The organism is Brachybacterium halotolerans subsp. kimchii, from assembly GCF_020792675.1.
GTDB lineage: Bacteria > Actinomycetota > Actinomycetes > Actinomycetales > Dermabacteraceae > Brachybacterium > Brachybacterium halotolerans.
This window is the reverse complement of the sequence record NZ_CP086254.1, coordinates 2,147,240-2,159,053: the sequence shown is the minus strand read 5'-3', so window position 1 is coordinate 2,159,053 and position 11,814 is coordinate 2,147,240. Positions and strand designations below refer to the sequence as shown.

9 protein-coding genes are annotated in these 11,814 nt (G+C 72.5%); 8 read left to right on the top strand and 1 reads right to left on the bottom strand.

The features are described from left to right. Positions 1 to 74 precede the first annotated feature (74 nt). Both Bra3105_RS09720 and Bra3105_RS09715 read left to right on the top strand, forming a co-directional pair. The gene (locus Bra3105_RS09720; protein WP_228356516.1) at positions 75 to 1,025 is read left to right on the top strand and encodes a serine hydrolase domain-containing protein; all 951 of its coding nucleotides are present in this window, start codon (positions 75 to 77) and stop codon (positions 1,023 to 1,025) included. A gap of 180 nt (positions 1,026 to 1,205) precedes the next feature. After that, a complete protein-coding gene (locus tag Bra3105_RS09715; protein ID WP_228356515.1) occupies positions 1,206 to 2,942 on the top strand; it encodes a pyruvate dehydrogenase in 1,737 nt (578 codons plus the stop codon). 136 nt (positions 2,943 to 3,078) lie between these two features. Here Bra3105_RS09715 and Bra3105_RS09710 read toward each other — a convergent pair whose 3' ends face one another. Further along, entirely contained in the window at positions 3,079 to 4,179 is a 1,101-nt protein-coding gene (locus tag Bra3105_RS09710) for an IS30 family transposase (protein ID WP_228356514.1), read from the bottom strand. Positions 4,180 to 4,641: 462 nt separating this feature from the next. On the opposite strand from Bra3105_RS09710, the gene Bra3105_RS18555 reads away from it, so the two are divergent. The 6 genes from Bra3105_RS18555 (at position 4,642) to Bra3105_RS09680 (ending at position 11,763) form a co-directional block, all read left to right on the top strand. After that, positions 4,642 to 5,433, top strand: a complete 792-nt coding sequence (locus Bra3105_RS18555; RefSeq protein WP_323188811.1) for a transglycosylase family protein — start codon at positions 4,642 to 4,644, stop codon at positions 5,431 to 5,433. Positions 5,434 to 5,598: 165 nt separating this feature from the next. Continuing rightward, positions 5,599 to 6,777: a hypothetical protein gene (locus tag Bra3105_RS09700; RefSeq protein ID WP_228356513.1), complete on the top strand. Its 1,179-nt coding sequence runs from the start codon at positions 5,599 to 5,601 to the stop codon at positions 6,775 to 6,777. A 93-nt stretch (positions 6,778 to 6,870) separates the two neighbouring features. Beyond that, entirely contained in the window at positions 6,871 to 8,553 is a 1,683-nt protein-coding gene (locus Bra3105_RS09695; protein WP_228356512.1) for a tyrosine-protein kinase domain-containing protein, read from the top strand. Further along, positions 8,550 to 9,530, top strand: a complete 981-nt coding sequence (locus Bra3105_RS09690; protein ID WP_228356511.1) for a glycosyltransferase family 2 protein — start codon at positions 8,550 to 8,552, stop codon at positions 9,528 to 9,530. Before Bra3105_RS09695 ends, Bra3105_RS09690 begins: the two co-directional genes overlap by 4 nt. Further along, on the top strand, positions 9,527 to 10,594 hold the full coding sequence (locus Bra3105_RS09685) for a CgeB family protein (protein WP_228356510.1): 1,068 nt from the start codon (positions 9,527 to 9,529) through the stop codon (positions 10,592 to 10,594). Before Bra3105_RS09690 ends, Bra3105_RS09685 begins: the two co-directional genes overlap by 4 nt. After that, positions 10,585 to 11,763, top strand: coding sequence for a hypothetical protein (locus Bra3105_RS09680; protein WP_228356509.1), 1,179 nt, complete (start codon positions 10,585 to 10,587; stop codon positions 11,761 to 11,763). Before Bra3105_RS09685 ends, Bra3105_RS09680 begins: the two co-directional genes overlap by 10 nt. Positions 11,764 to 11,814 lie beyond the last annotated feature (51 nt).

The window sequence follows — 11,814 nt, the reverse complement described above, 5'->3', positions numbered from 1 at the left end:
CGAGTACGGGCAAATCACCCAGAACGGGCGACGAGGATCTCGTGCGCGCGACGCCGCGCGTCTAGGGTCGGGGCATGACCCCCGCGCCCGTCCCGCCCGCCTCGCCGTCGGCCTCCGTGCCCGATCCGCTGATCCTGCTGCCCCTGCGCCAGCGCATCCTCGAGAAGCGGCTCGGGGTCCGCGCGGTCCACCTGCACCGCGAAGGGCGCGAGGACCTCGAGGTGCGCTTCGTCGAGGACACCTCGGAGAACGTCTGGTCGGTGTCCAAGACGGTGACGGCGCTGGCCGTCGGGATCGCGCAGAAGGAGGGTCTGCTCGACCTCGAGGACCGTCTCATCGACCACCTGCCCGCGCCCGCCGGCGGGTACGGGCGCGGCATGGAGCTGGTGCGCCTGCGCCACCTGATCACGATGACCTCCGGCAACCCGGTCACCGTGTTCCTGGACTCCGAGCGGGAGGACCCGCACCTCACCGACCTGCTGCTGCGCACGCCGCTGGTGCGCGCGCCGGGGGAGAGGTTCGAGTACTCCAACGGGTCGATCTTCCTGCTCGGGCGCACCATCGCCGAGCGCTCCCGCGCGAGCCTGCGCGACTACCTGATGCCGCGGCTGTTCGAGCCGCTGGGGATCGTGAACCCCCAGTGGCACTCCGACCGCGAGGGCCGCACCTGGGGCGCGACCGGCCTCCACCTGCGCACGCGCGAGGTGGCCCGCATCGGCCGGCTCCTGCTGCAGCGCGGCGCCTGGGAGGGCGAGCAGCTCGTGCCAGCGGACTGGATCGACGCGATGCACGCCGAGTCGTCCTGGGTGCCCACCGGCGAGCTCGAGCCGGAGAACACCCGCTACGGCTACGGCGTCTGGAAGTGCTCGGTGCCCGGGGCCTGGCGGGCCGACGGCGCCTACGGCCAGTTCTCGGTCGTGCTGCCGGACCAGCGCGCCGTCGTCACCCTCACCTCCCATCACGAGCGCGGGCCGACGCAGGAGATCCTGCGCGCGGTCTGGCAGGAGCTGCTGCCGCTGCTCTGAGCCGGCGAATCGGATCCGGCGATGCTCTGAGCCGCCGCTGTTCAGAGCCCCGGATCCGACGTCCGACCTGTCTTCTCGCCCACGTCCGGGCGGTGCGCGCAACGGCTGGCCACTAGGCTGGATCACGTCATGCGGCCCGCAGGACGGGTCGCGGATCCGCCGAGTCGTCAGGAGCACGCCATGGCAGTCACCCTCGCCCAGCACCTCGTCACCCAGCTGCGGGACTTCGGTGTCGAGCGCATCTACGGGGTCGTCGGGGACTCCCTGAACCCGATCGTCGACGCCGTCCGCACCACGAAGGGCATCGACTGGGTGCACGTGCGCAATGAGGAGGCGGCCGCCTTCGCAGCCGGCGCCGAGGCCCGCGTGAGCGGGAAGCTCGCCGTGTGCGCCGGGTCCTGCGGCCCGGGCAACACCCACCTCATCCAGGGCCTCTACGACGCCCACCGCGACGGCGCCCCGGTGCTCGCGATCGCCTCGCACATCCCCAGCGGCAAGATCGGCACGGGCTTCTTCCAGGAGACCCACCCCGAGCGCCTCTTCCAGGAGTGCTCGCACTTCTGCGAGATGGTGAACTCCGGCCAGCACGGCGCGGACATGCTGCACATCGCCGCGCAGACGGCGCTCGCCAAGCAGGGCGTCTCCGTGCTCGTGATCCCCGGCGACGTCGCCGACGAGGAGGTCGAGTCCGGTGCCACCAAGGACCTCGCCACCCGCTTCGGCCGCGTCCAGCCCGATCCGCAGACGGTCGAGGGGCTCGCCTCCCTCGTGAACCGCGCGAACTCCGTGACCCTGTTCGCCGGGGCCGGCGTGCGGGGCGCCCGCGAGCAGGTGCTCGCGCTCGCCGAGGCCGTGAAGGCCCCCGTCGGCCATGCCTTCGGCGGCAAGGAGTGGATCCAGTACGACAACCCCTACGACGTCGGCATGAGCGGCCTGCTCGGCTACGGCGCCTGCTACGAGGCGATGCACGAGGCGGACCTCGTGATCCTGCTGGGCACGGACTTCCCCTACAGCGAGTTCCTCCCGCAGAAGGACGTGACCGTCGTCCAGGTCGATGCCGACGGGTCCCGCCTGGGCCGACGCATCCCGCTGGACCTCGCCGTGAACGGCGACGTCGCCCTGACCATCGACGCGCTGCTGCCGCTGGTCCAGCCCAAGCGCTCGCGGAAGTTCCTCGACGCGCTGCTGCGCAAGCACGAGAAGGCGCTCAAGGGCGTCGTCTCGGCGTACACCCGCAACGTCGAGAAGATGAAGCCGATCCACCCCGAGTTCGTCGCGGCGACCCTCGACGAGCTCGCCGACGACGACGCGATCTTCACCGTCGACACCGGCATGTGCAACGTGTGGGGCGCCCGCTACATCACGCCCAACGGCAAGCGCCGCGTGTTCGGCTCGTGGCACCACGGCACGATGGCCAACGCGCTCCCGCAGGCCATCGGCGCCTCCGCCGGGAACCCCGGCCGCCAGGTCATCTCGATGTCCGGCGACGGCGGGCTCGGGATGCTCATGGGCGAGCTGCTCACCGTGAAGCTCCACCAGCTCGACACGAAGATCGTCGTCTTCAACAACTCGAGCCTGGGCATGGTCAAGCTCGAGATGCTCGTCGAAGGCCTGCCCGACTACGAGACGGACCACGAGCACGTCGACTTCGCGGCGATCGCCGCCGGCGCCGGGATCCACTCGGTGAAGATCACCGACCCCAAGAAGCTCAAGAAGGAGCTGGGGGCTGCCCTCAAGCACAAGGGCCCCGTGCTCATCGACGTGGTCACCGACCCCGCGGCGCTCTCGATGCCGCCCAAGGTCACCTCGCAGCAGATCCGCGGCTTCGCCATGGCCTCCACGAAGGTCGTGCTCGGCGGCGGCGTCGGCAAGATGCTCGACATGGCCGCCGCGAACGTGCGCAACATCCCGCGCTGAGACGCGGGGCGCTGAGGCCCGCCGAGCCGCCCCGAGATCCTCCGAGGCGCTCCGCGGTGTCCACCCGCCGCCCATCACCGGCCGGCGGGGATCGTGACCAGGTTCTATGACAGATGACGGCGGCGGATTCAAGGGGTCATCGCAACAGGTACTCCTGGATCATCTCGTATGGCGTGGCGAAGGCCAACCGTTTGCGCGGGCGTCGGTTCAGGAGGTCGGCGATGTAGTCCAGATCTTCTTGACTGTGGATCGAGAGATCGGTGCCCTTGGGGAAGTACTGGCGGAGAAGCCCGTTGGTGTTCTCGTTCGTCGCGCGCTGCCACGGTGAGTGAGGGTCTGCGAAATACACGTCGATGCCCGTCATATTCGTGACTTGACGATGCTGGTGCATCTCCTTGCCTTGGTCCCACGTCAATGTTGCTCTCAGCGTGTCCGGGAGAGCGGCGAGTTTTTCGATCAATCCATCGCGGGTCGCTTCGACTCGTGACTTGGTGGGGTCCAGATGCACCAGGATCACGTAGTTCGAACGTCTCTCGACCACGGTCCCGATCGCCGAGGCCCCGTTCTTGCCCACGATCAGATCGCCTTCCCAATGCCCGGGAACACTGCGGTCCAGCGCCTCGGCCGGCCGCTCCCAGATCGAGACCATGTCCTTGATCCGCCCCCGGCGCCTCTGCGCGCTGCGGCGGGGATGTCTGACTGTGCGTCCGGTGCGGGTCAGCGCCTTCAGCTCGCGCTTGAGACCACCTCTGGCCTGCAGGTAGATGGTCCGGTAGACCGTCTCGTGGCTCACGTGGAACCTCGGGTCGTCGAGATGCTCACGGCGCAAGCGTCCCACGACCTGCTCGGGCGAGTGGCCCTCGTCGAGGCCGTGTTGGACCGCAGCGTGGAGGACCGGGTCGGAAGGGATCTTCAGTTCCTTCGCACGGCGGCGCTTCTCAAAGGCGTCACGTCGAGCGCGTGAGGGTGCGTACTCGCCCCGAGTTCCTTTTGCCGAGCCCCGCCGCACTTCACGCGAAATCGTGGACGGGGCCCGGTCCAGGACCTTCGCGATATATCGGATCGAGCGTCCCTCGATGAGGAGTTCCTTGATCCTGAACCGCTCTCCATCGGTGATATAGCGATCAGGATCCTTCCACCGAGCCGGAGCAATACCGGCCGTGGCCCGGACATACAGAGCCAACGTGGCATGGCTCGTATCGATCTCGTCGGCGATATCCCGCAGTGCTAGCCCCATAGAACGAGCATGCCAGAACCGCTCGATCTTCCAACGAGGCCCCATCTCGAACCCAGGCCTCCCACGACCAACCACAACACCCTCCTCACGTCGAGTGTTGCGACCACCCCTAGAACCCGCGGGCCCTTTCTGTCATAGAACCTGGTCACGGTCGCTCCGGGTGACGTCCGTGCGGTCGCGGCCCGCCGCGTCCGAGCCGGCCGTGTGCGGTGGGTAGGGATGCGTCCAGGGCGGCCCAGTACGCGCCACCGTGTGCGCTGTCGACCCGACATGCCGTGCCTGACAGGTAAAAGTTCGGCAAAACGAGCGGCCGGATGTGGTCACGAGGTCTTCTCGCGGTGCCGGGCCCGGTGCACTGTAAGGGATATCCCGCGACGGGAGTGCAGGTCACGCGTTCGCGCGCCGGTGTTCCCCTCGTCTTCCCCGCCCTTCCCCCGCTTCACGCACCCCCAGGAGCACGCCATGTCCGAGGCCCGCCGCGCCCCCACCCATCGCGCCGAGGGCGCACCCGTCTACTTCCGCGGAGCGCGCGTCGCCCCGAAGCTCGCCGCCGCGACCGGCGGCGCGGTGATGGTCGCCGGACTCGGCATGGCCGGCGCGAGCGTCGCCGAGGCCAGCACCCCTGCGGTCTGGGACGACGTCGCCCAGTGCGAGTCGAGCGGCAACTGGTCGATCAACAACGGCAACGGCTTCTACGGCGGCCTGCAGTTCACCCGGTCGACCTGGATCGCCTACGGCGGCGGCAGCTACGCCGCGACCGCGGACAAGGCCACCAAGGCCGAGCAGATCGCGGTCGCCCAGCGCACCCTGCAGGACCAGGGTCCCGGCGCCTGGCCCGTGTGCAGCGCCCGCGCGGGCCTGACCAAGGCCAACGGCGGCGCCTCCTCGAGCGCGACCCCGTCGAGCAGCTCGAGCTCCTCGTCCTCGAAGGCCTCGAGCTCGTCCTCGGGCTCCTCGACGTCGGGCTCGTCCAGCTCCTCCTCGAGCGGCAAGCTCGTGGTCGACGGCAAGTTCGGGCCGAAGACCACCGCGAGCCTGCAGTTGTGGGTGGGCGTGAGGGCCGACGGCTCCCTGTCCACGAGCGACATCAAGGCCCTCCAGAAGAAGGTCGGCGCGGTCCAGGACGGCAAGATCGGCTCCGAGACCACGCGCAAGCTGCGCGCGAAGATCGGCTACTCGAACAACGGCGTGTGGGACTTCCGCACCTCCTACTCCACCGTGCGTGCCCTGCAGATCCACCTCAACAGCAACTGACCCCTCCCGGGCGGGGCGCTCCGCAGCCTCGCCCGATCCCGCCGGCCAGATGCCTGCCGCCCGGTCGTCGCGTCGCGACGACCGGGCGGTGGTGCGTGTGCGACAGTGTGAGCACCAGGCCGGGGAGCCGCCGGTCTGTCGAACTACGTGCGCCGCGGAGGAATGATGGCCGGTCTCGTCCACCCCGAGAGCATCGACCTGTGGCGGGACTGGGCTCGCTCCCGCGGAGGCCTCGCTCGGCACCGCGGCTCGGTCGCGGACGCGGTCCGCACACTGCGCGGCACGCGCAGTCGCGACGAGCACTGGGAGGAGCCCCGGTGGGTGCTCCACTCGCGTGACGGCGAGACCTCGGCGCGCGTGGTCATCGGCCTCGAGGACGCCTCCCCGCGCAGCCGCGCCGCCCTGCTCGCCTTCCTCCCGTACCTGCGCGTGGGCGTCGACGTGATCGCCCCGCGCGGCCTCATCGCCCCCGAGCTCGACGGGCCCGCCTGGCGCCGCCGCGCCTTCGAGTCCGCGCGCGACGCGGTCCCCTCCGACGCCGCCGCGGTCGTCACCGCCGGTCAGGGCGGGCCGACGGGCGCAGCCCTGCACTCGGTCGCCGAGCGCCGCGGCCTGCAGTCCTTCGTGGTCCAGACCGATGTGCTCACCCCGTACGCCGCGCCGCTGCCGGCGGGGGCGACCGTCCTCTCCTGGTCCGCCGACGACGCCGACTTCTGGCGCTCCGGGCGCGAGGACCTCACCCTGCTGGCGGTCGGCTCCCAGCGTCTCTGGCAGCTCGGGCACCACAGTGGCGAGGACGATCCCGCCGCGGACGGGGCGCCGGGCAGTGCGGATACCGCCTCGAGGGCCGGCGAAGGCGCCGACCCGTCGGCCGACGTGACCGAGGACCGCGCCGACCCGACGTCCGTGCCCTCGCCCGTCGTGCTGGGGCAGCTCTCGCGCATCGAGCTGCCGAGCCGACTCGCCGCCCGCGCGGCCTCCTCGTTCTGCCGCGACGGCGTCGCCCGCTACCTGCCCGAGGCGGGGGAGACCGGGCGGCTCGCCCGCACCCAGCACCGGCTCTGGGAGCGGCGGGGCATCGAGGTGCTGCCCGAGGGCACGGACCCGCTGACCCTGCGCGCGCCGGTGGTCTCGATCCTCGCGGCGGAGGTCCTCGAGGTCGCCGCCCGCGGGGGAGAGGCGTGGGTGCACTCGCCGGGCGCTCCCGGCTGGGTGCACGAGTTCTGGCATCGCTACGGGATGCGCCGCCACGGCACGCCCACCCCGGCGCCCGCGATGCCCGAGGAGGAGCCCGCCGCGCGCATCGCCCGGGAGGTCGAGAGCCGGGTCGCGTCGGACCGCTGAGACGTCGGTCCCCCGTAGGATGAGCCGGACGCCCAGGACCCCGGACCTGCGGGGACGTCGCGGGCGGCGAGAGAGAGGAACGGTGGCGAGCCGATGACGATCGAGGACTTCCTGCGGCTTCTGCTGCGACACGCGGTGCTGATCGTGGTGGTCACCGTGGTGGGAGCCGTCGCCGGTCTCGGCTTCTCCTTCACCCGCCCCGAGGTCTACTCCGCGAGCGCGCTCGGGTACGTCTCCTCGTCCTCGCAGACGGACGACTCGGGCAACCCGGTGACGCAGGCGAGCGGCAACATGGAGTTCCAGTACTCCAAGGCCCAGTCCTATCTTCCGCTGTTCGGCACCCGCGCCGTCGGCCAGACCGTCGTCGACGAGCTGGACCTGGACCAGAGCCCCGACGCCGTCGCCGGCTCCCTGCAGACCACGATCGACCCGAACGCACCGATCATCACGGTCACCGCCACCGCGTCCTCGCCGCAGGAGGCGTCCGACATCGCCGACGCCGCGGTCACCGCGACCGCGAAGGAGGCGAAGTCCCTCGAGTCCGGCGGCGACGCGAAGGCGAACGTCAGCGTGCAGCTCGTCCCGTACCAGAACGCCCTGGTCCCCGGAGCGCCGGATTCGCCGGACCGGCGGAAGTACCTGGCGATCGGGGCGGCCGTGGGCCTCGTGATCGCGCTCGCCGCCGCGTGGATCCGGGACCGGAACGACTCCCGCATCCGCACCGCGCAGGACGTCGAGAACGCGGTCGACGTCCCGCTGCTGGGCACCCTCCCCGAGGCCAAGGACCTGGGACGCGCGAAGGACGGCGTCCTGCGTGAGCCGCGCTCCTTCGCGCCGCGCGAGGCCGTGCGCAAGCTGCGCACCAACCTGCGCTACGTCGACGTGGACTCGCCGCCGCGCTCGATCGTGGTCACCTCGACCGCGCCCGGCGAGGGCAAGTCCACGGTCTCGGCGAACCTCGCCCGCGTGATGGCGCGCGCCGGCCAGCCCACCCTGCTCATCGACGCGGACCTGCGCCGTCCGATGGTCGACAAGGAGTTCGAGGTCGACGGCTCGGTGGGCCTCGCCCAGGTGCTCGCCTCGGCCGCGTCGCTCGACGACGCCGTGCAGCCCACCGGCACCGACCGCTTCAGCGTCCTGCCCTCCGGCCAGGTCCCGCCCAACCCCTCCGAGCTCCTCGGCTCGCGCCGCATGAAGGACCTCATCGCGGACCTCTCGCGCGAGTACTTCGTGGTCATCGACGCACCGCCCGTGCTCGCGGTGACCGATGCGCAGCTGCTGGCCCGTCACGCCGACGGCGCGATCGTGGTGACCGTCCCCGGCCGCACCCGGGCGGCGGCCCTCACCCGTTCGGCCCACGCCCTGCGCTCGATCGGCGCGAAGGTCTACGGCGTGGTGATGAACCGCGCCTCCAGCAGCCGCTTCAGCCGCCTCGCCTACGGGGACGCCGAGTACGGCTACGACGCCCCCTCCGCCTCCTACGGCTACGGGTACGCGGGCAAGCGCGGCGAGGGCTATGCGACGGTGGAGCCGGAGACGGGCGTGGTCGACGTCGAGGCGGCCGGCGGTCCCGCCGACCCGCTGAACACCCGCGCGGGCGCCGCGCGGGCCCGCGGCGCGGACGGGGAGCGGACCGCGGCGACGGGTGCCGAGGGCGAGCACGCGGGAGAGGTCCGACGCCGGGGCCGACGCGCCGCCGAGGCGGATGCCGCCGGCACCGCGGGCACGACCGGCGCCGACAACCCTCCGAGCTCGACTGACCAGGGGCGTCCGTGAGCATCACCGGCACGGGGGCGGTGATCCCCGTGCACGGGCCGATCGCTCTCGCGCGGCCGCTGCTGGAAGCCCTCGTCGGTCCCGAGGTCCCCGCCTCCGAGCGTCCCGCGCGGGTGCTCGTGGTCGACGACGCCTCCCCGGAGCCCGTCGACCCGGCGGACCTCCCCGAGGGCGTCGAGCTGCTGCGCCGTGCGACCAACGGCGGCTTCGGCGCGGCCGTGAACACGGGCCTGCGCGCGCTCGCCGACGGCGCCGCGCACGACGACTCCCCGCACGACGACGCCCCGCCGATCCCGCACGCTCTCGTGCTGAACTCCGACCTGCAGATCCCGCCGGGACTCTGCGCGCGGCTGGTCGAGGACGCTGCACCGTTCTCCCCGGCGATCGTCGGCTGCCGCCTGCTGGGGGCCGACGGGAGCTCGGAGCATGCGGCGCGACGGTTCCCGACGATCGGCCACCAGAGCGTCGAATGGCTGGTGCCGCTGGCCTCGCAGCGGCACCGCGACGTGCTGCATCGGGCCGTCGGCCACGATCTGGAGGCCGATCGCGCGAGCGGAATGGTGCCCGTGGACTGGGTGGTCGGCGCGCTCCTGCTCCTGCCTCTGCGCGAGGTGCTCGAGCTGGGCGGCTTCGACGAGGGGTACTTCATGTACACCGAGGAGGTGGACCTGCAAATGCGGACCCGCCGTGCCGGCATTCCCTCCCTGCTCGACGCGGACCTCGCCGTGCACCACGCGGGCGGCGGCTCCGCGAGAGCGGAGGCCCGGCGCCGCCGCTGGCTCGTCGGTGCGCGGATGCGCTATGCGCGGCGCCACGGGCACGTGCACGCCCTGCGCGCCGCGATGACCGCCGCGACCGGCGCGAACCTGGTGTGGAACTCTGGGCGGCGCCTCGCCGGTCGCGACGTGCACCCTCTCGCCGCCGCCCACGAGGAGCTCTCCCTGATCCACTGCGCGGGGAGGGGGCTGCCGCGATGACCGCATCCCCCGGCACGCCCGTGACCGCCGGCGCTCCTCGCGCGCCGCGGCTCCTGCTGGTCTCGCCCGCCTTCCACGGCTACTGGCACAGCATCGCGAGCGCCTTCGCGCGCGACGGCAACGACGTCACCGTCCACCGCTACGACGCCTACGACACGCTCGGCGACAAGACCCGGCTGAAGGCGACCGTGGAGCTGCCCGAGCGCCTCGCCGTCGGCCCCCTGCGTCCGGCCGGGAGCGCTCGGCGCCGCGCCGAGACGGCCCGCCTGACCGATCGCGCGATCGCGGCGCTGCGGGAGACGCGGCCCGACCGCGTCGTCATCATCAAGGGCGACGGGCTCGACGAGCGGTTCTGGGACGCGCTCGGGGCGACGCCGCGGATCCTGTGGCTCTACGACGACCTGCACCGCCACGAGTACACGCCCGATTTCCTGCGGCAGGTGGGGCCGGTCGTCGAATACGCGCGCTCGGAGGCGGAGATGCTGCGCGCGCGGGGTGTGGACGCCCACTTCGTGCCCAACGCCTTCGATCCGCACCGGGCGAGCGACACCGGTGCCCGGCGGCCGGAGATCGCCTTCATCGGGGCGGGCTACGAGAACCGCCGGCGCATCCTCACCGGCCTCGCCGCCCAGGGCCTTCCCGTGCGCGCATGGGGACGCGACTTCTCCCGGCACCCGCTGGACCGGGCGCGCACCTTCTCCTGGTCTCGTCCGCCGCTCGAGGCCTCGCGCGAGGTCCCTCTGGAGCGCGCGTACCAGATCCACGCGGAGTCCGCCGCGGAGGTCGCCGTCCACGGCCTGCAGAACGGGCACGCCATGCGCACCTTCGAGATCCCCGGCATGGGCGGCGTGCAGCTCGTGGACCGCGAGGACGTCGCCGAGTTCTACGACGTGGGCACCGAGGTCGCGCTGTGGCACGACGAGGACGAGCTCGCGGAGCTGTGCCGCCGGGCCCTCTCCGATCCCGCCTGGGCGCGCGGCCTGCGCGAGGCGGGCCGCCGACGGACCCTCGCCGAGCACACGTTCGACCATCGCATCCGGGAGGTGGACGCCCTGTGGGACTGAACCATCCGCGCAGCATCGAGGACTGGCAGCGCTGGCAGGACTCCCGCCATCGCGCCCGTCGGGCCAAGCACGCCCTGGTCGGGACGATGCGGCGCGCGCGAGCGGGTGCGCGTCGGCCCGACGGGGATGCCGCGGACGCGGCCCCTGACGCGGCCCCGGCCCCGGCCTCGAACACCGCCTCGGCCTCGAACACAGCCTCGACCCCGGCCTTCGTGATCGTCTCGCGCGCGCCGCAGGGGAGCGCGCAGGAGCGGGCGCGCACGCTGATCTGCCTCGACTCCGCCTCCCCGACCTCGCGCGCGAGCCTGCTGAGCGTGCTCCCGTACGTCACCGGGGGCATCGACGTGCTCGCCCCGGCCGGACTCGACCTGCCCGAGGCCACGGGGCCGGAGTGGATCGAGCGCGGCTTCGACACCCTCGAGCAGGCGGCCGGCGCCGCCTCCGATGCCGCTCCCACCGCCGTGGTCTCCATCGGCCGGCACCTCGCGGCGGGCGCCGCGGCGCACGGGATCGCGCGGAGCCTCGACGTGCCCGAGTTCGTGGTCCAGCACGGTGTGCTCACCCCGTTCGCGCCTCCGCTGCCGGAGGGTGCGACGCTGCTCGCCTGGTCGGAGGCCGACGCCGAGTTCTGGCGCAGCGGACGCACCGACGTCGGCGCACGCACGGTGGGCTCCCAGCTGCTGTGGCAGGCCGCCCACGAGGCGGAGCGCGCCCCGCGCCTGGACTCCGTGCTCCTTGGATCCGAGCGGCCCGTCTTCCTCGGCCAGCTCCACGGGGCCGAGCTCCCGCGCCGTGTGACCGGCGGCGCCGCGGTGCGGTTCTGCCGCGAGCACGACGGGCTCTATCGGCCCCATCCCGCGGAGACCGACGTCCTCTCCCGCGCCCAGCACCGGCTGTGGAGACGGCGCGACATCGCCTTCGCGGACACGGACGCTCCGCTGCGCGACCTGCCGAACCCCGTGGTCTCCGTGTTCTCCACGGGCGTGCTCGAGGCGGCCGCGCGAGGCGGCGACGCCTGGGTGTTCGCGCCCGCGGCGCCCGCCTGGGTGCACGAGCTCTGGGAGCGCTACGACATGCGCCCCGTCGGCGCCGAGCCCACCCCCTCGCCCGTCGTCGACGCCGAGGAGCCGGCCGCACGGATCGCCCGCATCCTGGAGGAGGGCTCGTGACGCAGCAGCCGCGCGACCTCGTCGCCCCGCTCGAGACGCGCGAGCACCGGC